The sequence below is a fragment of the Pacificimonas aurantium genome, assembly GCF_020092905.1.
Classification (GTDB): Bacteria; Pseudomonadota; Alphaproteobacteria; order Sphingomonadales; family Sphingomonadaceae; genus Pacificimonas; species Pacificimonas aurantium.
This window is the reverse complement of record NZ_JAGSGB010000002.1, coordinates 1,237,495-1,260,878: the sequence shown is the minus strand read 5'-3', so window position 1 is coordinate 1,260,878 and position 23,384 is coordinate 1,237,495. Positions and strand designations below refer to the sequence as shown.

The window sequence follows — 23,384 nt, the reverse complement described above, 5'->3', positions numbered from 1 at the left end:
CGGGCAGCGCCAGTACCAGCGCGTTTGAAGGTGCCTGACTCTCGGGTGGCCCCTGTTCACGCGGCGCGGCGGCGGTCTCCTGGCACCGGTCCCGGCTCGGCTGTCCTGTGCGCCGGGCGGTCCATCTTTCGATCGGGAAGTGGGGCAGCCAGATCGAGACGATGCGCCTGCCGGTCATAGCGCGCGGTCCATGTGCCGGGCGCCCGCCCCTGAACGCGGAACAGCTCCGCCTGCCAGACCGGTTCTCCCGCAGCCCGGCCGTCCAGCCGGTTCGTGGCGGAAGGCAGGGAGGTCAGCCGCCATCGCCGACGCGCCGCCGAAAGGGTGGGGACAGCCTGCCAGCGAATGAGCGCGGCATGGATACCGCTTCGCTCGGCGCGCCGGACCAGACGTTTCGTGGCGGTGAAGCCAAGCTCGCGCGGGTTTTCCCAGATTTCCCCGACGACGGCGGCAAGGCTGCCACAGTGGAGCCCTTCCTCCATGGTCCACAGCACATCCGCAGCGCTGCGACCGCACACCAGCAGCAGTTCGTCCATCTGCCGGCCATAGCTGGCCAGGCCGGGTCCGTAGGGGCTCCCCGCTTCCAGCGCGCTCAGCTTGTCCTGCACCCACAGGATCTTTCCCGGTGGCAATTGTGCCAGGGTGAACGCTGCTGCAGCGGCGTCTCGTGCGTGGCCGAAGACTTCCCACAGGCTCGGAAGGCCGGGCAGAGGGGGAGGAGCGTGCAGTGTCGGCGAGTCGGGCGCTGTCGCCCTTAGCTCCCTGGCATAGCATACCCCTGAAATGTTGGAATAATCTTGAGAAGACATGCATGGATCAGCGGACATTGTTCATGGTTTGTTCCACATGAATCCAGAAGTGCCCTATGGAGTCAATCATGGGCAGTGCGACCGATCGCGCGCAGGCGATCTGCGTCGGGGCAATGGGGACGAGGGCAGGGCCCGAAGGTCCTGCCTCAGGGGCGTAAGGGTATTAGGTGGCCGGCCCTGTAGCCGTGACGGGGATGATACGGATGTCGACCCGGCGGTTGAGCGCCCGGCCTTCCTCCGTTTCATTGGTCGCCACGGGCTCTCGCTCCCCGGCTCCTCGCGTGGCGATACGCACACGCTTCACGCCCCGCGCGGCTAGATAATTGGCCACGCTTGCCGCGCGGCGCTGCGAAACCTCAAGATTGACGGCATCCGATCCGGTCGAATCGGTATGGCCGATCACATCGACATAGCTTTGCTGATAGGTGCCGAGTACCTTGGCGATCTCGTCCAGAGTCTGGCGAAAGACCGGTCCTATGACTGCCGAATTGACGGCGAAGGCAGCTGTACCGGGCATGGTCAGCTGCAGGGCGGCTTCCTCTCGGCCTACGCTGAAATCGCTGCGGCTGCCGATCCGTTCGAACTGGGCCTGCTGAAGGTCGAGATAGCCCGGCACCTGGTTCAGCGGCAGCGGTTCGATCGAACCTTCGTTCCGGATGATGTCGAACCGGTCGGCATAGCCGCCGATAGGTGGACGGGACGGAAGTGTAACGGACGGCCGTTCGGCAGTCCGCGGCACCGCTTCCGGTGCCGGGCTGGTCTGCCGGGGCGCCGGTGCCTGCGGTGCCGTGCACCCTGCCAGAATGGCGCTACCGAGTAGAAGGGCGAACCCCCTCATCTTCCGTTCCCCCAGTTGTCAGCTTGTCGCCTCAGGCGCTCGGATCTTCCGTGATCGGCACGATCTTGAGTTCCACCCGGCGATTCTGCGCTTTGCCCGTGGCGGTTTCGTTGCTGGCGATGGGCTGGGTTTCGCCGAAGCCGCGCGTTGCGATACGCTGACGGATGACGCCGCTGGAAATCAGATAGTCCGCCACCGACTGGGCGCGCTGTTCGGACAGGCGCTGGTTATAGGCCTCGGTACCGTCGGAATCGGTATGGCCGTAAACGTCGACGAAGCTGCGCTCATACTCGTTCAGGACCTGGGCGACTTCATCGAGCACGGGCCGGAATTCGGGGGAAATGGTCGAGGAGTTGGTGGCGAAGGTTACTTCGCTGGGCATGTTCAGCAGCAGCGAATCTCCGGTATTCTCGACTTCGATGCCGGTGCCTTCGGTGGCCTCTTCCAGCTTTTTGCGCTGGTTTTCCAGATAGACGCCCACTGCCGTCCCTGCGACGGCGCCGATACCGGTGCCCACCAGCACTTCCGTGCGGTTGTTCTTGCCGCCAAGTACGGCGCCGAGAAGGGCGCCTACGCCCGCACCCGCCGCGCCGGTATAGACCGCCTGATTCACACGCTGCTCGCCCGTAACGGGATCGGTCATGCAGCCGGTCAGGGCAAAGCTGGATGCCGCGGTGAGGAGAAGCAGGGAAGAACGAATACGCATGGGAAGGTCCCTTCTGTTGGACTTGCCTCCCAAGTACGAAAGGAAGCCTCTGGGGTTCCCACAGTCTTTTCCCGCATGACGAGAAGAATCCAGCCTGCTTGTTCGGGAATCGCCAAATAGCGTCCTTGAGGGTACAGAGCCGCCTGCATCATGACGACATTTCCCTGGACCGACCTTCTCATCATCCTTGCCCTGATCGCCGCGAATGGCGTCTTCGCCATGTCGGAAATGGCGATCGTTTCCTCACGTGAGACGCGGCTTCAGGCGATGGTCAATCGCGGGACTCGGGGAGCGGAAACAGCACTGGGTCTCCACCGCGAACCCGGGCCGTTCCTCTCCACAGTTCAGATCGGCATCACTCTCGTCGGCATCGTGAACGGTGCCTATTCGGGTGCGACGCTCGCCGAGCCGGTAGGGCTCGTGCTCGTAGATGCGGGCGTTTCTCCGGACCTGGCGGGAAATATCGGCCTGGTTCTCGTCGTCACTCTCATCACTTATCTGACGTTGACGGTGGGCGAGCTTGTCCCAAAGCAGATCGCGCTCCAGTCACCCGAAAAACTGGCGGCACTGATCGCTGCGCCGATGTCGGTGCTTGCCAAGATAGCCGCGCCGTTCGTCTGGTTGCTCGACAAGACGACCGGCCTCCTTCTGAGGCTTGCCGGTCAGGGCGGCGAGACGGAACAACGGGTTACGGCCGAGGAACTTCATCTGCTGGTAGCGGAAGCCCAGCGGTCCGGAGCCATCGAGGAAACGGAGCGGCTGATGATCTCGGGCGTCATGCGCCTTGCCGACCGGCCGGTGCGGGGCGTGATGACCCCGCGCACCGAAATCGACTGGCTGGATGCCAATGCGCCGCCAGAGGCCGTCCGCGCTCATCTGGCGGAAAGCCCGCATACGCGTATTCCCGTTGCAGACGGTACTGTCGACCGCATCGTCGGGGTGCTGCAGGCGCGCGATGTTCTTTCTGCGCTGTTGAACGACGACCCGTTGGACCTGTCCGTTCTCGTGCGCTCCGCGCCCCTTATTCCCGACGTGATGGATGCCTCGGACGCTCTCGATATCCTTCGCAAATCCGACATACCCATGGGTCTCGTTCACGACGAATATGGCCATTTCGAGGGGGTTCTGACGCCCTCCGACCTGCTGTCGGCGATCGCCGGGGTGTTCCAGTCCGACATCGACGAGGGCGCAAGCGAGCCGGCCGTTGAGCGTCCGGATGGATCGTGGCTTCTTTCCGGGGCCATGCACGCGGACGAGATGGCCGACCGGCTCGGCATCAGCATCCCCGACCCCGATGACCGCGACTTCGAGACCGTGGCCGGCTTCGCGCTCGCGGTTCTCACGCACATCCCGCATGTCGGCGAGACATTCGAATTCGATGGCTGTCAGTTCGAAATCGTCGATCTGGACGGTCACAAGATCGACAAGGTTCTCGCCATTCCGCAGGACGAGGAAGAAAAGGAATAGGGCCGGTCAGTCGGCTTCCGGGGTCATCGTCTCGTCCTCACCCTTCGCGACTTCTTCCGCTTGCTGCTCAAGCCCCTCCTGGACTTCCTCGATCGCCTCTTCATTCAGCGCCGGGTCGCGCGCATCCTGCTCCTCGTAGGGCGGGTCGGGGTCGGTCAGGCAAAGCGCGGCGTAGAGCGGCTCGTGGTCGCTGCCGTGCCGATCCAGCGTTTCGATTGCCAGAAGTTCGAAATTGTTCGTCGCGTAGATGCTGTCGAGCGGCCAGGACAGGCCGGGTACACCGGGGAAGAAGGTCGGGTAATTCCCCCGTCCTTCGCGGGTTTCCTTGACCTTCGCGAGCGACGCAAAGAGCTCCGACGTCTCCGACCAGGGAACGTTGTTCATGTCGCCTGCGACGATGGTGGGATGAGGCGAAGCGGTAACGTCGCCTGCCGCCAGAACGATTTCCGCGTCGCGCGTACCGGTATCCTTGCCCGGAAGCGGAGGGCGCGGATGCAGGCCCACGAAGCGGACCGTTCGCCCCTCCGGCAGGCTGAACTCGGCAAGGATGGAGGGAATGTCCGGCTCCACCACATATCGAACCGTCTCGCTTACGAGCGGAAAGCGCGAATAGAGGATCATCCCATATGTGTTGTCGAGGGGGACAGCCGAACCATAGGGCAGGTCCGCGCGCAGAGGTGCCAGGGCTTCCTGCCATGCCTGGTCGGTTTCCAAGGCCAGGATGACATCGGCGCCCACGGCATTCAATTCGTTCAGCGTTCTGCGATAGTGGCGATTATCCTGCAGGACGTTGGCGACGATGACCGAAATCTCGCGTTCCGCTTCGCAATGCTCGATATCCGGCATGCCGCTGGGATAAAGCGGGCTGTACGGCAGGATGCGTTCAAGCTGCAGGCCGATGGCTGCCGCGGCTACGGCTAGCCACAAGAAGGTGGAGCGGCGCGTGAAGACCGCGACGGCGACTGCGGCAAGGATCGCGGCAACCATGAACTGGAGGCGCGGAAACTCCAGGCTTCGCACCCACCAGATGTCCACGTCCAAGAGCGGCAGGGCTCCCGCGACAAGAAGCACCAGGAGGACGATCTGGGAGAGAAGTCGCAGCCCTTTCGCCAAGCGCGAACTCACTGAAGCCGGTCCTCCAGCAGGTCGGTAAAGTCTCGCCAGCTGCGGCGGTCCGCATGCGCATCATAGGCTATGCCGGCTGAGGTGTCGTCACCTGCATCGGGCCTCGTGAAGGCGTGGACGGCATGGCCGAACCCCATCAGGTACCAGTCCGCCTGTCGGTCGCTGAGCTCCTTTGCCAGCGACGTTACATCGGAAGGCGGAACCATGGGATCGTCCCACCCGTGGTAGACTGCGATCGTCGCCTTGATCTTCGGCTTGTCCAAACCCTCGGGCGGCGAGAACAGGCCATGAAAGCTGGCGGCGCAGCGAATGTCGGCGCCGGCCCGTGCCAAATCCAAGGCGCAAAGTCCGCCGAAACAGAAGCCGGCGACACCCAGCCGGTCGCTGTCGATGTCGGGCGAGGCCCCTACCGCTTCCATAAGGTCAAGCAGCCGTCGGCGCAGTTCCGCGCGGTCGTCCAGCAGAACCTGCATGAGAGCCTGATTCTCGGCCTGGCTCGTGCCGCGCCGGCCGTCCCCATAGAGGTCACAGGCGATGCCGGCATAGCCAAGCTGAGCGAGCTTTTCCGCAAAGCTATCCTCCGCCGGTGACCGGCCGCTCCATTGCGGCAGGATCAGCACCGCCGGTACGGGAGCATCGGCGTCCGGCATCACGAACAGGCTTTTCGACGTGACCGATCCCGCCGGAATTTCTGCTTCGTGACGCCGGGTCATCAGTCGGTGGCTCCTGCCTTCTTCGCCTGCTCCCAGGCCAGGCTGGCAAGCGGCTGAACCCTCTCTGCCATGGCGGCGGCATGCTTGTTCGATGCGGTGCCGCGCAGATAGCGTCCGCGGATGCCGTGGACGATCGCGGCGAGCCGGAACATGTTGTACGCCATGTAGAAGTCGACGTTGGGCAGGGTCTCGATGCCGGTGCGTTTCATATAGGCTTCGACATATTCCTGCTCGGTCGGGAGGCCGAGTTCGCTAAGGTCGCGCCCCACGAGGCCCGCCGTTTCGGTCGGAGGCATGCGGTACATCATCAGATGATAGGTGAAGTCCGCGAGCGGGTCGCCCAATGTCGAGAGTTCCCAGTCTAGAACGGCGATGACCCGCGGTTCGGTGGGGTGAAAGATCATGTTGTCGCAGCGATAGTCGCCATGAACGACGCGCGCCGGTCCCTCATCCGGGATGTTGGCGGGCAGCCATTCGCACAGCTTGTCCATTTCCTCGAACCGGCCCGCCTCGGCATCATCTTTATACTGCCGGCTCCAACGACCGATCTGCCGCGCCAGATAGTCTTCCTTCTTTCCGAAATCGCCGAGGCAGATCGCGTCTGGATCGAAACTGTGAAGCTTGGCGATCGTGGCGTTCATCGCGTCGAAATAGGCGCCGCGTTCTTCCTTATCGATCTCCGGGAAGGTCGTGTCCCAGAAGATGCGGCCGTCGACGCAGTCCATGATGTAGAACCAGGTGCCGATGACCTCCTCGTCGGTGCACAGTCCATAGGTACGCGCGACCGGGAAGCCCTGGGCATGAAGCGCGGTGATCACCTTATATTCGCGGTCGACCGCGTGCGCGGATTTCAGCAGCTTGCCCGGCGGCTTTCGGCGCAGGACATAATTCTTCTTCGGGGTCAGCAGCTTGTAAGTCGGGTTCGATTGGCCGCCCTTGAACTGTTCGACCGTCAGCGGACCTTCATATCCCTCGACGTTCGTCTCCATCCAGTTGGCGAGCCGTTTCTCGTCGAACCGGTGAGCCTCGCGCACTTCCTGCGTGCCTGCGAATTGCGCTTGTTTATCTGTCATGGGCGCCTCCCTCATTCGTTGGCGGCCTGTGTGGCATTTGCACGTTGAGAAGGGAAGGTGCGCAAAATGAAGGGGGTGGAAGGGACATTTGGTCGCTTGTCCGCGGCCTCGCCTTAAGCGTTAGGGTATGTACCATGAATCCTCTTGCCCGGGCGATAGGCTCGGAAATCCGTACCATGTTCGCTCCGGCTTCCGACGGCAGCGACAGTTTCGAGCCGGGCCCCGGTCTGTTCGCGGCGGATGCCGTGTCTCGCCGGATTCACGGCCATGTGGCAGCCATGATGATCGGCGGTGTTTCGGCGCTGCTGTTGCAGATGCTCCATCCGCGCGCGCTCGCCGGCGTGTGGGACCATTCCAATTTTCGTGAAGATATGCTCGGCCGCCTGCGGCGTACCGCCCGGTTCATCGCGGCCACCACATATGGGCGTCAGGAGGATGCCGATGCCGCCATCGCACGTGTTCTGAAGGTGCATCGAATGGTGCGGGGAACCTTGCCGGACGGCACATCGTACAGCGCCCACGACCCGGTCCTTGTGAACTGGGTTCACATCACTGAGCTGAGCAGCTTTCTGGCGGCCTACCGTCGGTATCGGGGGCGCGTTTCTTCCAGCGAGGCGGACCGCTATTTCGCTGAAAATGTGGTCGTCGCCGAACGGCTCGGCGGCCGCGATGTGCCCGCCAGCGAAGGCGAGGCCCAGGCCTTCCTGCGGGACATCCGAGGCGATCTGGCTGCCGACCGGAGAACCCGCGAAGTGCGCCGTTTCCTGCTCGAACACCGGGCCGGGAATCCTGCGCTTCAGCCCGCCCTGTCGCTCATCATGCGGGCGGGTTCGGATCTTCTGCCCGGTTGGGCAGAGGACATTCACGGCATTCACTTTCGGCCCGGCGAGCGGCTTGCCGTTCGAACCGGCGCGAAGGCCCTGGTCGGAACGGTCGGATGGGCGATGGCGGCAAGCCGAAACTGATCCGCCTTGACCGTCAGAGGGCGCGGTGGCCGATGTCGCGGCGATAGAATCCGTCTTCCCACTGGATGGCAGCGCAGGCCTTGTAGGCTGTATCCGCGGCGACTTTCAGCGACGGCCCCGTGGCCGTGACGTTGAGAACCCGTCCGCCATTCGCGACCAGTTTTCCGTCTGCCACCTTCGTGCCGGCATGGAATATTGTCGCGCCTGACGCCTCCGCAGTATCAAGCCCCCGAATCTCACCGCCCTTTTTGGGTGTGCCAGGGTAGCCCTCTGCGGCCATGACGACGGTCAGCGCACTCTCGCTGCGCCAGGCGACCGAGATATCGGCGAGCGTCCCGTCACAGACGGCGACCAGCGCCGGCAGAAGGTCCGAATCCATGCGCTTCATCAGCACTTGGCATTCGGGATCGCCGAAACGGCAATTATACTCGATAAGCTGGGGGCCATCGGGACCGATCATCAGCCCGGCATATAAGACCCCCACATAGGGCGCGCCTTCGGCAGCCATGGCTCGCGCCGTAGGCTCGACAATGTCGCGCATCACGCGGGCGGTCATCGCGTCGTCCAATATGGGCGCCGGGGAATAAGCGCCCATTCCCCCCGTATTCGGACCCGTATCGCCGTCGCCCACCCGTTTGTGGTCTTGAGCGCCTGCCAGCGGGACGACCGTCTTTCCGTCGCAGAGCGCGAACAGGCTTGCCTCCTCCCCCTCGAGGAATTCCTCTATCACGACTTCCGCGCCGGACCCGCCGAACGCACCACCGAACATGTCGTCGAGTGCTGCATCCGCGGCGGCGCGGTCCTCTGCGATCACCACTCCTTTCCCGGCCGCGAGCCCGTCGGCCTTGATCACGAAGGGGGGTGACCGTCCGTCGAGGAAGGCCTTGGCGGCGGCGGCATCCGTAAAGCGGCCATAGGCAGCAGTCGGAATGTCGTACTTGGCACACAGATCCTTCGTAAAACCCTTCGACCCTTCCAGCCGGGCTGCTGCAGCCGAAGGTCCAAAGCAGCGAATGCCCGCCCGCTTCAAACTGTCCGCCAGCCCATCGACGAGCGGCTGTTCCGGGCCCACGACGACGAGTTCCACGTCGTGCCTGCCGCAAAATTCGATGACGGCGCGATGATCGGAAATGTCGAGGTCTGTGCATTCGGCATGTTCCGCAATCCCGGGATTTCCCGGGGCTGCGAACAGCTTGGTAAGGAGAGGGGATTGCGCCAATTTCCAGGCGAGCGCATGTTCGCGGCCGCCGCCGCCGATCAGCAATAGGTTCATGGCGCGGCTTGTAGCCTGCCTGCCGCCTCCATAACAACCGAACGATGGCAAGCGATGCACCACCAGCCGAGGGGCCTTCAAACGCCTATGAATTCACGGTCGGGGAATTGTCGACCGAGCTGAAGCGTGCCGTCGAGGACCGCTTTGGCCATGTGCGGCTGCGCGGAGAGATTTCTGGTTGGAAAGTGCCCGCCTCGGGCCACGCCTATTTCACGTTGAAGGATGAGAATGCCTGCATCGATGCGGTGATGTGGCGCTCGGGCCGAGCCTCGCTCGACTTCGACCCGGAAGATGGGCTGGACGTGATCGCGGAAGGGCGTGTCACCACCTATCCCGGCCGATCGAAATATCAGATCGTCGTGAACAGGATGAAGGTCGCCGGGGCGGGCGCCCTCATGGCGCTACTCGAAAAGCGCCGCGCGGCCCTTGCCGCCGAGGGCCTTTTCGCTTCGGAAAGAAAGCGTCGCCTGCCGTTCATTCCGCAGCGCATCGGCATTGTGACGTCGCCGACCGGGGCGGTGATTCGCGACATGATGCACAGGCTTTCGGAGCGCTTCCCCCGCGACGTTCTTCTGTGGCCCGTCAGGGTACAGGGGGAGGGCGCTGCGGCCGAGATCGCTGCCGGGATCGCGGGCTTCAACGCCTTGGCCGAGACACAGCGGCCGGACCTGATCATTGTCGCGCGGGGCGGCGGATCAATCGAGGATTTGTGGGCCTTCAACGAAGAGGTTGTGGTGCGGGCGGTCTCCGCAAGTGCCATACCGACCATCAGCGCAGTCGGGCATGAAACCGATACGACGCTTTGCGACTTTGCCGCCGACCACCGCGCGCCTACGCCTTCCGCGGCGGCGGAGCGCGCGGTTCCGGTTCGTGCGGAACTGGGGGCGTGGCTGGCCGACCAGGCGGCGCGCTTGGAAGGCGGCGTCTTGGCGGGGCTAGCCCGGCGGACCGAGCGGGGGCAGATGCTGGCGGCTCGGCTCGGCGATCCGGGACAGTTTGTGGAAATGCGGCAGCAGCGGCTGGACGACCTGGCAGCGCGCCTTCCCGCGCCGCGAGAAATATTCGCACTTAGGGCCGAGCGGCTCTCCATGCTCTCCGAGCGTCTCCGGTCTTCCGGCATGACAGCGGTAAAGGCGGCGAGCGCAGACTATCGCCGTCTTGGAGGCCGCCTGTCTCCGCATCTACTCGACACCGCAGAGAGGCGAGCGGTGCGCAGGCTCGAAGATCTCGTCAGGCTGTTCGCCTCGCTCGATCCGAAGGCGCCGCTCTCCCGCGGGTTTGCGCTCGTCAGGGATGCCTCCGGGGATGTGGTCCCGTCGGCGGCCGCCGCGGGTAAGGCGCAGGGACTGAAGCTGTCCTTCTCCGACGGAGACGTGGATGTTGTTCGCGGTTCGGCAAAAGGCAGGAAGAAAGCGCCGGCCAAGCCGTTGCCGTCCGGCGGTCAGCGGCAACTTTTCTAACTTTGGTTGAGCGCGCCGCCGGGCATGCCTAAATCGTTTGCATGCTGAAACTCGGAAAAGACCGGCTCGCGCGCCTCGACTACCAGTCTGGCAGCTTTCGCGTGGTGTCCGCTGGCGATCATGTATTCTGTGCCGTAAGCGGGGAGAAGATCCCGCTCGCAGATCTGCGTTACTGGAGCCACGAGCTTCAGGAAGCTTACAAGAATGCCGAGACCGCGAATGTCCGCTATGCCGAAGCGCGCCAGCGGGGAGACCTTTGAGGTCGGCTTTTCGCGTAGTCCCCGCCGCGCTGGCATTCACCCTGGCCGGTTGCGGGGATGCGCCGGAGTCGGCGCGCTCCGATGGAGACGCGGAGAGTTCCGGGGCCGCCGTCCAATCTGAGCCCCGGCGACCCGCCCAAAGGGCGGAGACGTCCAACTCGTCGAGGGGCGAGGCTAGCACAGCCAAAGCTGCAGACGTGCAGACGGACGAAGTACGCGCCGTCGACTTGACCGGTCGCCTTGCCCAGGGCGGCTGGGCGAGAGGGGAAGTTCGTGGCGGTTCGGTCGGGACTGTCGAGCTGAACGGTGAACCCGTCCCTATCCTCGACGACGGCCGCTTTTTCATTGCTTTCGGCCGGGACGACTCGCTCAAGGCCGAACTGACCGTTCGCTATGCGGACGGGGAGACGCTGACCGAGAGCTTTGCTCTAGCCCCCACGGACTTTCCCGAGAGCCACCTTCCGGCAAGGACGACCACGGCTCTCGAAGCCGATCCTGCTTTCGAGCGCCGCCGGGCCCGCGAGCTCCGTAAGATCCGGGAGGCTCGCGCCACTCCCGGCAAGCATGATGGCTGGACGGAAGATTTCATCAGGCCAGTGGCCGGGGAGATTACCAGCGTCTTCGGCGCCCAGCGTTTTTACGGCGATGTCGCGCGCAGTCCTCATTCCGGGACCGATTTCGCCGGAGGGATAGGTGACCCCGTCGTGGCTCCCGCCAGCGGGACGATCGTGCTGGCGGGCCCCGGCTATTCCTATGAGGGGAACCTCATCATCCTCGATCACGGCCTGGGGCTCTACTCGGCTTTCCTGCACCTGTCCGACCTTGGTGTCGAAACAGGCGAGGAGGTCGAGCGGGGTCAGCTCATCGGCAGGGTTGGACAAAGCGGACGTGCCACCGGTCCTCACCTACACTGGGGGCTGTGGTGGAACGGCGTGCGCTTCGATCCGGCTATGCTGCTCGCGCAACAATAGGCCATTGGCCGGGCTCGTTCCGGCACTGTTGCTACCAGAACACAGTGTGACGCCCATAGGCCATTCCATTGTGACGAGCGCTTTACAGCTTCACGAAACGACATCTACATGCCCAGCCATGCCGATATCGGCACAGGGATTGCGCTTCTTTTGTCGGAGGGGGAAGTTTTCCAGCCAAAGAGAGAGCAGGTTCTCTCGGCCTGAGGGGCGCAGGCAGTTCAAGATCTTAAGAGAGGGATTGGGACGTGACCAAATCAATCTTCCGTGCGGCTCTCCGCACGAGTACCGCGCTGGTCGCGGCGACGGCTGTCGTCGCTCCGGCGCTTGCGCAGGACGCGGGTGAGGATGAGACCATCACCACCGCACCCGACGCACTTAGCGACGCTCCTGTTACCCGCGACGTCATCGTCGTTACGGGTTCGCGCATTTCGAATCCGAACCTCGAGCTGACCAGCCCGGTCACCGTGATCGGCGAAGAAGAGCTGGCCTACCGCCAGACCAACACCGCCGAGCAGTTCATCCGCGAACTTCCGGGCGCGGTTCCGAGCATCGGCTCCGCGGTCAACAACGGCAACGGCGGTGCGTCGTTCGTCAACCTGCGCGGTCTCGGCTCCGTGCGTAACCTGGTCCTTCTCGACGGCCGCCGCTTCGTGCCGGCCGACACGACGGGCCGCGTCGACCTTAACTCCATTCCGCTCGCGGTGATCGAGCGTACCGACATCCTGACCGGCGGTGCGACGACGACCTACGGTGCCGACGCCGTGGCGGGTGTCGTGAACTTCATCACGAAGGACGATTTCGAGGGCGCCGAGCTGGTCGGCAACATGCAGATCGCTGAAGAGGGTGACGCCAAGACCTACCGTCTCGAAGGCACCATCGGTGCGAATTTCGACGATGGTCGCGGTAACGCCGTCTTCTCCATCGGCTACCAGAAGCAGGATCCTGTTTATCAGGGTGACCGCGACTTCTCCGAATTCAACGTCGGGTCCTTCTCGGGTGAAGCGTCTGGTTCGTCGAACGCCGTTCCGGCCGTGATCGTCGGGCCGGTTCCGGGTGGTGCTGGCCAGATCACGCAGGATCGTGGCTTTACCAACGATCTGACGCTGTTCAACTTCAACCCGTTCAACATCTTCCAGACGCCGTTCGATCGGTTCAACATCTTCGGTAGCGCGCGTTACGAGCTGGTTCCGGAAGTTGAGTTCTACACGCAGGGTGCGTTCTCGAAGCAGACCGTCAGCACGATCATCGCGCCGGGCGGCTCCTTCTTCAACACGTACCGCCTGAACCTCAACAACCCGTTCCTCGGCGACGGCCTTGTCGATGCCTTCTGCGAAGGTCTCGGCCTGACCGCTGCGGAATGTGCCGCCGGTCGTTCGACCGAATTCGGTCCGACGCTCGCCGATGGTTCCACGAACCCGGACTATGTCGAATTCGACACCCAGGTTCGCCGCCGTACAGTCGAAGCCGGTACGCGTAATTCCGACTTCACGACGACGCTGTTCAACTATGTCGCGGGTTTCCGTGGTGACATCACCGACAATATCTCCTGGGATATCTACGGCACCTACGGTGAGTCCGAGCGTATCCAGCGCCAGGGCGGCTTTGCTCGCTTCTCGCGTCTGCAGCCCGCTCTCCTGGCCATTCCCGATGGATCCGGCGGGGCGCAGTGTATCGACCAGAGCGGCGGTTGTATTCCGCTCGACATCTTTGGTCCTGGCGGTTCTCTGAACGCGGACGGTGCGGACTATGTGTTCGGTCTGACCCAGCAGGTGATCAACCAGGCGACGATCAAGACGGTCAACGCGTCCATCACGGGCGACTTTGGCGACTTCCGTGTCGCCGAAGAGCCGATCGCCTTCGCCATCGGTGCCGAGTACCGCGAGTTCACGGCAACTCGTATCTCCGACGAAGCCTCGCAGACCCCGGGTGAAGTCGTCGGTGGCGGCGGCGCCGCACCGGACGTCGACGGCAGCTACGATGTGAAGGACCTTTATGGTGAGCTTTACATTCCGCTGCTGGCCGGAACGCCTGGCTTCGAGGAACTGACCCTCGAACTGGGTGCTCGTTACTCCGACTACTCGACCGCTGGCACGGAATTCACCTGGAAAGCCGGTGGTTCCTGGACGCCGTTCTACGGCGCGACGGTTCGTGGTAACTTCCAGAAGGCAGCCCGTGCACCGAACATCGGTGAACTCTTCCTTCCGGTCGTTACCGGCCTTGACAACCTGGCCAACGACCCCTGTCAGCTCGACGCCCCGGTCAACGACTCTGCTCTCGCAGCTCTCTGTATCGCTCAGGGCGCTCCGGCAGCGGTTGTGAACGCCGGCGGCATTCTCGCTCCGGCGGCGGGTCAGATCAACATCACCACGGGCGGTAATCCGGACCTCGGTACGGAAGAGGCCACCACCTGGTCGGTCGGTCTGCTGCTGCAGCCGGAATTCGTCCCCGGCCTGGCCCTGACGGTCGATTACTTCAACATCGAGATCACCGACGCGATCTCGTCTCCGACTGTTGGTGATATCATTCAGGGCTGTTACTTCGGTGGCGATCTGAACTACTCGACCAACGATTTCTGTCAGCTCATCGAGCGTAACCCGTTCACGGGCGGTCTCGACGGTTCGCCGGATTCTACCCCCGGTGTGATCCTGCAACAGTCGAACCTTGGTACGCTCAAGACGGATGGTATCGATGCTACGGTGAACTATGATTCTCAGCTGACCGATACGGTCGGCCTGGGCCTCAGCTTCACGGGAACCTGGACGTTCAAGAACGAGTTCCAGTCCACCCCGGACGCTCAGTTCCGCGATTGCGTCGGATTCTACTCGGTGAACTGTGGCTCGATCCAGCCGGAGTTCGTGTTCAACCAGCGCACGACGCTGTTCTTCGGCGAGAGCCTGAACGCCTCGCTGCTGTGGCGCTTCCTCGACGGCGTCGAGCAGGAACCGCGTGATATCGCTGAAAACGGCGAAGCCTTTGTCGGCAACTCCCCGCTGTTTGGCGACGTGGACTTCACGCAGATCGACTCGTTCAGCTACTTCGACCTGTCGATGCAGTATGCGGTTGAGCCGGTCACGCTGACCTTCACGGTGCAGAACCTGTTCGACAAGAAGCCGCCGATCGTTGGCTCGGACATCGGTTCGACGGCCTACAACAGCGGTAACACCTATCCGTCGACTTACGACGCGATTGGTCGCCGTTACGGCGTGACGGCGAAGCTCCGCTTCTAAGTCGCATCGCCAAGTTAAGAGAGGGCGCGTCCTTTGGGGCGCGCCCTTTTTTTATGCGCCTCAATCCACTATGGTGCACTTTGTGGATGGGGACTTTACCCGGACGGGGATTGATCCGGAGGAGATACTTATGACGAAGTTTATTTCGACGGCGCTGGCCGCTGGCTTGCTTCTTGCCGCGCCAAGCTATGCGCAGACCGAGAAGGTTTCGGTCGAAGAAGCCAATGAGGGCCTGGAGAGGGACGATCCGAACTTCCTCCGGTGTAAGCGGATGAAGGTCATCGGCTCGCTCACCAAGCGGAAGGAAGTCTGCATGACCAATCGCGAGTGGGAGGAAGCCCGTGTGCGTGGCCGCTCGGGTGCGCGTGCGATCGTGGACTCCGGTATGCCTGGCGCCCTACCGGGCTCAAACTAGGCTTCATGCCCGCAGAAATAATCGAGGAGACAATCTGTGACTAAATTCGTGTCCCTAGCTCTTGCCGCCGGCATGCTGGTCGCTGCCCCGACGTTCGCGCAGCCGAAGGAAGTGTCGCTCGAAGAGGCGAATGAGGGCCTCGATAAGAGCGATCCCAACTATCTTCGCTGCAAGCGGTTGAAGGTGATCGGTAGCCTTGCCAAGCGCAAAGAAGTTTGTATGACGAACCATGAGTGGGAAGTTGCACGGCTTCAGGGCCGCTCGGGCGCGCGCTCTATTGTCGATTCTGCCAGAAACGGTTTCCTTGAGCTATCCAACTAGCACGGAAGAAGGGGGCTCCGGCCCCCTTCTTCTTACTGGACCAGCCGTTCACATCTCTCTGAACCGGTCTTGTCCAACTGGGTTGGTTTCAGGCGCCCAGGCGCCGCTCACGCGGAAGAGTAATCGTCGCGCATGTCCCCCTGCCGGGTTCGGACTCGAGCGACAATTGTCCGCCATGTAGGCCGACAAACTCTTTCACCAACGACAGCCCGAGGCCCAGTCCACCAAATTTGCGGTTTTCGCTGCCTTCCAGCTGGACGAAGGCCACTTTGACTTCCTCGATCATCTCGGCCGGAATACCAATTCCGTTGTCGCTGACGATGATAGTCGCGGGCCCGTTCGTCGGCGCATCGACTTTCAGTTCGATGTGCGGACGCTGCGGGCTGAACTTCACTGCATTCTCGATCAGATTCATGACCGCTTGCTTCAGCAGGCGCTTGTCCGCCCAAAGCAGCACGGCGTCGTCCGGATAGATTTCATGAAACTCGGCCTCCGGCGACGTGCGGCGCGCGGTCACGAGCACGCGCACACTCTGGACGAGTTCGACTAGATCAACTTCGCTTTCCTCGAGCGGTACGCGGCCTTTTTCCACCCGCGTGAGATCGAGAAGGTCTTCGACGATTGTCAGAAGGTGGCGACCGCTGTCGGAAATCAGCCGGGCATAACCCACATGCCGCTCCGGATTGTGTCGCCCGCGGTCATAATCCTGCGCCATCAGATCCGCGAAGCCGATGACGGCGTTCAGCGGTGTGCGCAGTTCGTGGCTGATCTTCGCCAAGAATTCAGACTTCGCCTCGTTCGCCGCTTCGGCGCGGTTTCGTTCCGTCAGCAAGATGTCGCGAAGGGCGAGCAGCTTTGCCTCATTCGCCTTCAATTCCGTCACGTCGGTATGCGATACCACGACATGGCCGCTGGCGAGCGGCGTGATCGTACTCCGATACCAGCGTCCCTCGCGCTCGAGCGTCTGCGTCTTGGCGGTGTCGAACCGCCCCTGCGTTCGGCACTGTTCGAATTCGGTCAGCGTCGTGCGCTGATGCGCGGGAATCTCCCCTAGCGACGTCCCGGAAGAAAGGTCGTCCGGACCCACGCCGAGAAGGCGGCGATATTCGTCATTCCAGAGGAGGAGGCGGCAGTCTTCGTCGAACAGGGCGAAGGCTTCGGCCGACCCGGAATATTCCTGCCACAGATGCTGGGACTTTCGGTATGTCTGCCACGCCGTGTCTATATCGGCTCTTGCCTGGAGGACTTCCTCGCGAATGGCGATTTCTGCTTTGAAGCTCAGGCGGTTCAGACGGAGGCTGATCAGCATGACGACCATGTACAAGGTGCCCAGCGTGACGAAGAGCCACCCGATCCCTTGCGCGTTCAGCAGTTGGAGCAGCAGGAACGGGATCCAGGCGCAGGCGATGAAGGCTGCTCCGGCTCGCGGGGCGGCGCCGAGCGTGGCCGCCGTGGCCGCAACGACCGCAAAGGTGATGACGGCAAGCGCCAGCCTGTCGGCGAACTGCAGGTAGGGAAATGCAAAGGCCGCTGCGCCGAAGACTATGCCCAGCCCGGCGAAGACGAGCGGCGCCCGGTTGAGGAGATTTTGCGCTGTCGCTGTGGTAAGCTGGCCGCGGTTGTCCCGCCATCTGCGAACAAATTCGCCAATCAGCAGCAAGCCGGTGGCGATGGTCCAGATTTCGCCTAGTCGATGAGGAAGGTCGCCCCACAGAACACGGCCGGCAGCTGCCCACCCCAGCACGAGAAATGCTAGGTTGAGGTAGGATTGGCGCAGGTAGAAGCTCGCAAAAAGCCGCTCCCCGGCAAGCTCTCTCGCCGCAATGCCCTTGGACAGCAGTCCATCAAGCCAGGCTAAGGCCCGTGTCACACAAGTGCCCCCCGCTGCTTTTCAGCCGAACCCTACGCGCCGCTTCAATACGGCAGCGTCTCGACCCTAGTCGCGAAGTGGCCCCGTGCCAATCTGCAACACCACTGTCTTCTTTAGGCTACGCTGAAGGTTAATTCCTTTTCGCCTTCGTCGATGGTGACCACGGACCCGTCCGGAACTTCGCCCGCCAGGATCCGATCGGCCAGCGGGTCTTGGACATAGCGTTGGATTGCGCGCTTCAGGGGGCGGGCGCCGTAGACAGGATCGTATCCAACGCGGCCGAGCCACTGGCGTGCTTCCGGCGTCAGGTCGAGTTCGATCTTGCGGTCCGCCAGCAGCTTCTGCACCCGGTGGAGCTGGATTTCGACGATCGGTCCCATATGTTCCTCCGCCAATCGGTGGAAGAGGATGATATCGTCCAGCCGATTGAGGAATTCCGGCCGGAAATGCCCTCTGACAACCTCCATGACCTGGTCTTCGACTTCGCTAACGTCGCCGCCTGGACGAAGTTCGGAAAGATATTGGGAGCCCAGGTTCGAGGTGAGGATGATGATCGTGTTCGAGAAGTCGACCGTGTGGCCGTGGCTGTCCGATAGCCGACCGTCATCTAGAAGCTGCAAAAGCACGTTGAAGACGTCCGGATGGGCCTTCTCGACCTCGTCGAACAAAACGACCTGATAGGGCTTGCGCCGGACCGCTTCGGTCAGCACGCCGCCTTCGTCATAGCCGACATAGCCCGGCGGGGCGCCAATCAGCCTCGCCACCGAATGCTTCTCCATGAATTCCGACATGTCGATGCGCACCATTGCGTTTGCGTCGTCGAACAGGAATTCCGCGAGCGCTTTCGTCAGTTCCGTTTTCCCGACGCCGGTCGGACCCAGAAACAGGAAGCTGCCAAGCGGCCGGTTGGGGTCCTTGAGGCCCGCCCGCGCGCGGCGAACGGCGCGTGATACGGTCTCGACCGCATCGGTCTGGCCAATGACGCGCTGACCGATCACCTCTTCCATGTTCAGCAGTTTCTCGCGCTCGCCTTCCATCAGGCGGTCGGTGGGAATGCCCGTCCAGCGCGCGACCACTGAGGCAATGTCGTCCGCCGTCACTTCCTCGCGCAGCATGGCGCCTTCGGACGCCTCGGCCGCTTCCTGTACGCGCCGCTCAAGGTCCGGAATCACGCCATAGCTGAGCTCCCCGGCCCGCTGAAGGTCGCCGGCCCGCTGCGCCTGTTCCAGTTCGATGCGCGCCTGGTCGAGATCTTCCTTCAGTCGCTGCTCGGCGTCGATCTTCCCTCTTTCGGCCTGCCAGCGCTGGGTGAGGGACGCCGACTCCTCCTCCAGATCGGCAAGTTCTTTTCGGACATTGTCGAGGCGCTGGGCGGAGGCGTCGTCGCTTTCCTTCTTCAGCGCTTCCTCTTCGATCTTCAGCTGGATGATCCGCCGGTCGAGATTTTCGATCTCTTCGGGCTTCGATTCCACCTCCATGCGAATGCGGGAGGCGGCCTCGTCCATCAGGTCGATGGCCTTGTCCGGCAGGAACCGGTCGGAAATATAGCGGTGCGATAGCTGCGCTGCGGATACGAGAGCGCCGTCGGTGATCCGAACGCCGTGGTGAAGCTCGTATTTGTCCTTGATGCCGCGCAGAATGGAGATGGTGTCTTCCACGGACGGCTCGTCGATCACCACCGGCTGGAAGCGACGCTCGAGGGCAGCGTCTTTCTCGATATATTTGCGATATTCGTCTAGCGTCGTGGCACCGATACAATGCAGCTCGCCGCGCGCCAGCGCCGGCTTGATCAGGTTCGACGCATCCATGGCGCCGTCGGTCTTCCCCGCGCCCACAAGGGTGTGCATCTCGTCGATGAACAGGATGATCTGTCCATCCGAGCCCTTCACTTCGTCGATAACGCCCTTCAGACGTTCCTCGAATTCGCCGCGATATTTTGCGCCGGCGATCAGCGCGCCCATGTCGAGTGCCATCAGGGTGCGGTTCTTGATGCCGTCGGGAACGTCCCCGTTGGCGATGCGCAGCGCCAGCCCTTCCGCAATGGCGGTCTTGCCGACGCCGGGGTCGCCGATCAGCACGGGGTTGTTCTTCGTGCGCCGCGCCAGGACCTGGATCGTGCGGCGAATTTCCTCGTCACGGCCGATGATCGGGTCGATTTTTCCGTCGCGCGCCTTTTCGGTTAGATCGGTGGCGAACTTCTTCAGGGCGTCATACTGGTTCTCGGCCGATGCCGTATCGGCCGTGCGGCCGCCCGTCAGCTCTTTGATGGCGTCGTTCAGCCCCTGCGGGGTCACGCCCGCAGATTTGAGGATACTGCCCGTTTCACCGGGGGCGAGGGCCAGTGCCAGGAGGACTTGCTGCACCGTCACATAGGTATCGCCGACCTTACCGGCATTTTCTTCGGCCTGGGTGAGCACTCGCGCCGTGTCGGCACCCCAACTGACATCCTGTGCGCCGGAGCCGCTGACCTTCGCGATCTTGGACAGGGCCTGATCGGTGAGCTGGATCGCTGTGTGCGGATCCCCCCCGGCCTTTGAAACGAGTCCCGAGGCCATGCCCTGTTCGTCGTCCAGGAGTGCCTTCAGAAGATGCACCGGTTCGACCCGCTGGTGACTCTCTCGGACCGCAGCGGTTTGGGCCGCCTGCAGGAAGCCTTTCGCCCGGTCGGAAAATTTCTCGATATTCATACAGCCTTACCCCTGGTCTCGTCTTCTGAGCGGAGCAGGCTGGCAGCCAGCTCACCCCTGCCCGGAAATCGTTGCCAAAACGATATAGTGTGTCGTTTATGCAACACAAGAAGGTGTCCCGTGGACTTTCCGGGCAGAGGCGAGAGGCGTCAACCGGTCTAGGCGAACTTTCGCCGGCTGAATCCCAAGAGGCAGAGTGCAAGCCCCAGCAGGCCCAGCGAGCCCGGCCCGGGGACCGCGATGTTCGCTTCTTCCAGCTCCAGCGCGAAGTTGGAAAATCCCCAGCTTTGCGATGCAGTCGATTCCGGCGTGTGAAACAGGATGACCCCGAATGCCTCATGGCCTTGCTGTACCGCGAAATTGAACGACTGGGTGACATCCAGTTCGAACCGGTCGCCTGCGGAGGTCGTCGCGCCGGAGATGGGGAGGTTGGCGATCGTGCCGAGGGACGTGGCCTGATAGTCGGCCACTTCCAGAAGATTGTCGCCCTCATATTGAACGAGACCGAAGAAGCCGTCGAAGGTGGCCTGGCCGCAACAGCCATTGGCCTCGTCGACGACGAAGCTCAGCGTGACTTTCGTGTCCTCGTCGAAGACCGAAATGTCGAACTCGGCGACTGCTCTGGAAATGCTGCTGCCGTCTCCCCCGATCTGGGCGAAGTCGATAGGGACTACGGAGGATCCCGTGTTTCCGTCTCCCAGGATCGAGAGACTGTCCGAAGTTATAACAAGCGCCGAACCGGGCGCGGACGAAACCGCCAGAAGGCTGGCGGCGATGAACCGAAGAACTCGCATCTGTGTTTCCTACAGAGTTTTCGGTCCCCCCGCCGCTCGGGTAAGCAAGTCCCGTGCCTGTTCCGCTAACCATCTGAAAGCGTGGTAGAGCGGCTGTCGGCACCGTCAGAGACGCGCTGCGAATGTAAGCTCAGCCGACGCTTCGGCAGGTCGCTTGCCCGCCTGCGGGTTGCTCAGACGCCCGGCATCGGCTTTGCTCCGCCCGTGTTTTCCCTGAACAACGTATCGGTCCGCTACGGCGAGACAGTCGCTCTCCGGCCGGTAAGTCTCGACGTGCGTCCGGGCGCGACACTGGTTCTGATCGGTCCCTCCGGATCGGGGAAGACGACGCTGCTGCGGGTGCTGGCCGGCCTCGTCGCACCTGAAGGCGAAGTCAGATTCGACGGCGAAGTCGTGACCGACTGGCGTGGCGTGCGGCGCCGCCTCGGATATGTTGTGCAGGATGGAGGTCTTTTTCCCCATCTCACCGCGCGGGAAAATGTCGCGCTGATGAGCCACGAGCTGGGGCGCGACCGGGCCGAGACCGAGGCCCGGATCGAGGAGTTGGCGGACCTCACTCATCTAAACCGCGCGCAGCTGGACCGCTATCCGGCCGAGCTCTCCGGTGGTCAGAAGCAGCGGGTGGGAATCGTGCGGGCACTGATGCTCGAGCCCGATGTGCTTCTGCTCGACGAACCGCTCTCCGCACTCGATCCGATCATTCGGGCCGAGCTGGCGAAGGAATTGAAGACGATCATCGAGACGCTGGGAACGACCGTCGTTCTGGTCACGCACAGCTTGTCGGAGGCGCAGTTCTTTTCCGACCGGCTGGTCCTGATGCGCGGCGGGTCCGTGGTGCAGGAAGGGAGTTACGAGGAGTTCGAACGCGCGCCGGCCGATCCCTTCGTCACTCAGTTCATCGAAGCCGAGACGTTGCTGTGAGGATCTTTCTCTGCCTCCTGGCAATGCTTTTCGCGACCCCGGCAGCGGCGGAAATCACGGTCGCGTCAAAGGTTTTTACCGAAAATGTGATTCTGGGCGAGATGGCGCGGCTCGCCATCGCGCAGGGAACCGACGAGCCTGTGCGTCACAGACAGGAGCTTGGGGGGACGCGCGTCGTCTTCGACGCCGCCATTGCGGGCGAGGTGGACGTTTATCCGGCCTATACCGGCACGCTACGCTACCAGACGCTCGCGTCGGAGCGGATCGAAAGTCACGGTGATCTGGTGGCAGCCCTTGCCAGTCGCGGGCTCCGCATCACCGAGCCGATCGGCTTCTCCAACAATTACGCCATCGCGATGATGCCCGAGCGCGCCGCAGAACTTGGCGTCCGGACCGTCAGCGACCTGAAGGATCATCCGGACCTGATCTGGGGGGTGGAAAACGAGTTCCTCGACCGCGCCGACGGCTGGCGGGCGTTGAAGGCTGCCTACGGACTGCCGCATGGCAATGTGCGCGGCCTGCTGCATGATCTCGGATACCGCGCGCTTGCGAGCGGCGAGACCGACCTGATCGATGCCTACACGACCGACCCGCAGATCGCTCAACATGATCTCGTTCTGCTTGAGGACGACCTCGAACACTTCCCGACTTATGATGCCGTCTATCTCTACCGCGATGATCTGCCCTCCGCTGCCGTCTCCGCCCTCGAAGGGCTTGCAGGCGCGCTCGACGAAGCGGCGATGCAGGAGATCAACGGCCGTGCCCAGTTCGGCGGCGAGGATGAAGGGGTCCTGGCGGCAGAGGTGGTCTCGCGGGTCACCGGGACCGCGGTTGAGGATGACAGTGCCGAGGCCGGACTGGCCGCGCGTATCTGGGCGCGCACGCTCGAACATCTCGCGCTGGTCGGCATCGCGCTTGGCGCCGCAATTCTGATTGCGCTCCCCGTCGGCATCCTCGCCGCGCGCCTGCCGCGTTTCGGAAATTTGATCTTGGGCGCCGTCGGAATCCTTCAGACGATTCCCAGCCTGGCGCTCTTCGTCATCCTCATTCCGCTATTGGGCATCGGCTTTGTGCCAACCATCGCGGCACTGTTTGTCTATTCGCTGCTGCCGATCGTCCGGAATGTACATTCCGGGCTGACCAACATTCCGGCTGCGCTTCTAGACAGCGCCGATGCGCTCGGCCTGTCTCGCCGGGCCCGCCTCCGCCGGGTCGAGCTGCCGCTGGCGGCTCCCACCATCATGGCCGGTATCAAGACGGCAGCTGTCATCGCGGTGGGCCTTGCCACGCTTGGCGCGATCATCGGTGCCGGGGGGTACGGCCAGCCGATCCTGACCGGCATCCGCCTTGCGTCCACGCCGCTGATCCTTGAAGGTGCCATTCCGGCGGCCGCGCTCGCCTTGGTGATCCAGGGCTTGTTCGACGCTGCAGAACGGTGGGTAACACCGCGCGGTCTGCGCCTGAAGCAGGCGCGCTCCTGATCTTGGGG

The 23,384-nt window shown here is 62.9% G+C and carries 20 protein-coding genes; 10 read left to right on the top strand and 10 right to left on the bottom strand.

Annotated features, from left to right (window positions below):
- Positions 1-56: 56 nt before the first annotated feature.
- The 3 genes from KCN53_RS12820 to KCN53_RS12810 form a co-directional block, all read right to left on the bottom strand.
- The gene (locus KCN53_RS12820; RefSeq protein WP_224199658.1) at positions 57-608 is read right to left on the bottom strand and encodes an ImuA family protein; all 552 of its coding nucleotides are present in this window, start codon (positions 606-608) and stop codon (positions 57-59) included.
- 364 nt (positions 609-972) lie between these two features.
- On the bottom strand, positions 973-1,647 hold the full coding sequence (locus KCN53_RS12815; protein ID WP_088712086.1) for an OmpA family protein: 675 nt from the start codon (positions 1,645-1,647) through the stop codon (positions 973-975).
- 31 nt (positions 1,648-1,678) lie between these two features.
- Entirely contained in the window at positions 1,679-2,353 is a 675-nt protein-coding gene (locus KCN53_RS12810; protein WP_088712087.1) for an OmpA family protein, read from the bottom strand.
- A gap of 150 nt (positions 2,354-2,503) precedes the next feature.
- Between KCN53_RS12810 and KCN53_RS12805 the strand changes: the two genes are divergently transcribed.
- A complete protein-coding gene (locus KCN53_RS12805) occupies positions 2,504-3,820 on the top strand; it encodes a hemolysin family protein (RefSeq protein WP_088712088.1) in 1,317 nt (438 codons plus the stop codon).
- Positions 3,821-3,826: 6 nt separating this feature from the next.
- Here the strand turns inward: KCN53_RS12805 and KCN53_RS12800 are convergent, their stop codons facing one another.
- The 3 genes from KCN53_RS12800 to KCN53_RS12790 are packed head-to-tail and all read right to left on the bottom strand — an operon-like array spanning position 3,827 to position 6,731.
- Positions 3,827-4,945 (bottom strand): endonuclease/exonuclease/phosphatase family protein, encoded by a 1,119-nt coding sequence (locus tag KCN53_RS12800; protein ID WP_088712089.1) that lies wholly within the window; start codon positions 4,943-4,945, stop codon positions 3,827-3,829.
- Complete coding sequence (locus KCN53_RS12795) at positions 4,942-5,658, bottom strand: dienelactone hydrolase family protein (RefSeq protein WP_088712090.1); 717 nt, start codon at positions 5,656-5,658, stop codon at positions 4,942-4,944. The genes KCN53_RS12800 and KCN53_RS12795 overlap by 4 nt, the downstream gene beginning before the upstream one ends.
- Positions 5,658-6,731, bottom strand: a complete 1,074-nt coding sequence (locus KCN53_RS12790; protein WP_088712091.1) for a phosphotransferase family protein — start codon at positions 6,729-6,731, stop codon at positions 5,658-5,660. The genes KCN53_RS12795 and KCN53_RS12790 overlap by 1 nt, the downstream gene beginning before the upstream one ends.
- 134 nt (positions 6,732-6,865) lie before the next feature.
- On the opposite strand from KCN53_RS12790, the gene KCN53_RS12785 reads away from it, so the two are divergent.
- On the top strand, positions 6,866-7,696 hold the full coding sequence (locus tag KCN53_RS12785; protein ID WP_088712092.1) for an oxygenase MpaB family protein: 831 nt from the start codon (positions 6,866-6,868) through the stop codon (positions 7,694-7,696).
- A 13-nt stretch (positions 7,697-7,709) separates the two neighbouring features.
- Here KCN53_RS12785 and purD read toward each other — a convergent pair whose 3' ends face one another.
- The gene (gene purD / locus KCN53_RS12780; protein WP_088712093.1) at positions 7,710-8,969 is read right to left on the bottom strand and encodes a phosphoribosylamine--glycine ligase; all 1,260 of its coding nucleotides are present in this window, start codon (positions 8,967-8,969) and stop codon (positions 7,710-7,712) included.
- 44 nt (positions 8,970-9,013) lie between these two features.
- Here purD and xseA point away from each other — a divergent pair, with 44 nt between their 5' ends.
- From xseA to KCN53_RS12750, 6 genes are all read left to right on the top strand, one after another.
- Positions 9,014-10,429: an exodeoxyribonuclease VII large subunit gene (gene xseA / locus KCN53_RS12775; RefSeq protein WP_088712094.1), complete on the top strand. Its 1,416-nt coding sequence runs from the start codon at positions 9,014-9,016 to the stop codon at positions 10,427-10,429.
- A 41-nt stretch (positions 10,430-10,470) separates the two neighbouring features.
- Entirely contained in the window at positions 10,471-10,689 is a 219-nt protein-coding gene (locus tag KCN53_RS12770; RefSeq protein WP_088712095.1) for a DUF2093 domain-containing protein, read from the top strand.
- A 197-nt stretch (positions 10,690-10,886) separates the two neighbouring features.
- Complete coding sequence (locus KCN53_RS12765; protein WP_172406207.1) at positions 10,887-11,660, top strand: M23 family metallopeptidase; 774 nt, start codon at positions 10,887-10,889, stop codon at positions 11,658-11,660.
- Between the two features lie 245 nt (positions 11,661-11,905).
- Positions 11,906-14,887, top strand: coding sequence for a TonB-dependent receptor domain-containing protein (locus KCN53_RS12760; protein ID WP_088712096.1), 2,982 nt, complete (start codon positions 11,906-11,908; stop codon positions 14,885-14,887).
- A 130-nt stretch (positions 14,888-15,017) separates the two neighbouring features.
- Positions 15,018-15,302, top strand: a complete 285-nt coding sequence (locus tag KCN53_RS12755) for a hypothetical protein (RefSeq protein ID WP_088712097.1) — start codon at positions 15,018-15,020, stop codon at positions 15,300-15,302.
- 36 nt (positions 15,303-15,338) lie between these two features.
- Positions 15,339-15,623, top strand: a complete 285-nt coding sequence (locus KCN53_RS12750) for a hypothetical protein (protein WP_143712207.1) — start codon at positions 15,339-15,341, stop codon at positions 15,621-15,623.
- 88 nt (positions 15,624-15,711) lie between these two features.
- Here the strand turns inward: KCN53_RS12750 and KCN53_RS12745 are convergent, their stop codons facing one another.
- From KCN53_RS12745 to KCN53_RS12735, 3 genes are all read right to left on the bottom strand, one after another.
- Positions 15,712-17,493, bottom strand: a complete 1,782-nt coding sequence (locus KCN53_RS12745) for a sensor histidine kinase (RefSeq protein WP_088712099.1) — start codon at positions 17,491-17,493, stop codon at positions 15,712-15,714.
- A 113-nt stretch (positions 17,494-17,606) separates the two neighbouring features.
- Positions 17,607-20,180, bottom strand: coding sequence for an ATP-dependent chaperone ClpB (gene clpB / locus KCN53_RS12740; RefSeq protein WP_088712100.1), 2,574 nt, complete (start codon positions 20,178-20,180; stop codon positions 17,607-17,609).
- A gap of 158 nt (positions 20,181-20,338) precedes the next feature.
- The gene (locus tag KCN53_RS12735) at positions 20,339-20,974 is read right to left on the bottom strand and encodes a hypothetical protein (protein WP_088712101.1); all 636 of its coding nucleotides are present in this window, start codon (positions 20,972-20,974) and stop codon (positions 20,339-20,341) included.
- Between the two features lie 81 nt (positions 20,975-21,055).
- On the opposite strand from KCN53_RS12735, the gene KCN53_RS12730 reads away from it, so the two are divergent.
- Together KCN53_RS12730 and KCN53_RS12725 are read left to right on the top strand one after the other, a co-directional pair.
- Positions 21,056-21,895, top strand: a complete 840-nt coding sequence (locus tag KCN53_RS12730) for an ABC transporter ATP-binding protein (RefSeq protein WP_224199656.1) — start codon at positions 21,056-21,058, stop codon at positions 21,893-21,895.
- Positions 21,892-23,376: a glycine betaine ABC transporter substrate-binding protein gene (locus tag KCN53_RS12725; RefSeq protein ID WP_224199654.1), complete on the top strand. Its 1,485-nt coding sequence runs from the start codon at positions 21,892-21,894 to the stop codon at positions 23,374-23,376. Before KCN53_RS12730 ends, KCN53_RS12725 begins: the two co-directional genes overlap by 4 nt.
- The last annotated feature ends 8 nt before the right edge of the window (positions 23,377-23,384 follow it).

Bases quoted from the DNA above. Each gene is read 5' to 3' on its own strand.
- KCN53_RS12815 (WP_088712086.1), bottom strand. From the start codon at position 1,647: ATGAGGGGGTTCGCCCTTCTACTCGGTAGCGCCATTCTGGCAGGGTGC.
- xseA (WP_088712094.1), top strand. From the start codon at position 9,014: ATGGCAAGCGATGCACCACCAGCCGAGGGGCCTTCAAACGCCTATGAA.
- KCN53_RS12795 (WP_088712090.1), bottom strand. From the start codon at position 5,658: ATGACCCGGCGTCACGAAGCAGAAATTCCGGCGGGATCGGTCACGTCG.
- KCN53_RS12735 (WP_088712101.1), bottom strand. From the start codon at position 20,974: ATGCGAGTTCTTCGGTTCATCGCCGCCAGCCTTCTGGCGGTTTCGTCC.
- clpB (WP_088712100.1), bottom strand. From the start codon at position 20,180: ATGAATATCGAGAAATTTTCCGACCGGGCGAAAGGCTTCCTGCAGGCG.
- KCN53_RS12770 (WP_088712095.1), top strand. From the start codon at position 10,471: ATGCTGAAACTCGGAAAAGACCGGCTCGCGCGCCTCGACTACCAGTCT.
- KCN53_RS12790 (WP_088712091.1), bottom strand. From the start codon at position 6,731: ATGACAGATAAACAAGCGCAATTCGCAGGCACGCAGGAAGTGCGCGAG.
- KCN53_RS12785 (WP_088712092.1), top strand. From the start codon at position 6,866: ATGAATCCTCTTGCCCGGGCGATAGGCTCGGAAATCCGTACCATGTTC.
- KCN53_RS12810 (WP_088712087.1), bottom strand. From the start codon at position 2,353: ATGCGTATTCGTTCTTCCCTGCTTCTCCTCACCGCGGCATCCAGCTTT.
- KCN53_RS12755 (WP_088712097.1), top strand. From the start codon at position 15,018: ATGACGAAGTTTATTTCGACGGCGCTGGCCGCTGGCTTGCTTCTTGCC.
- KCN53_RS12805 (WP_088712088.1), top strand. From the start codon at position 2,504: ATGACGACATTTCCCTGGACCGACCTTCTCATCATCCTTGCCCTGATC.
- purD (WP_088712093.1), bottom strand. From the start codon at position 8,969: ATGAACCTATTGCTGATCGGCGGCGGCGGCCGCGAACATGCGCTCGCC.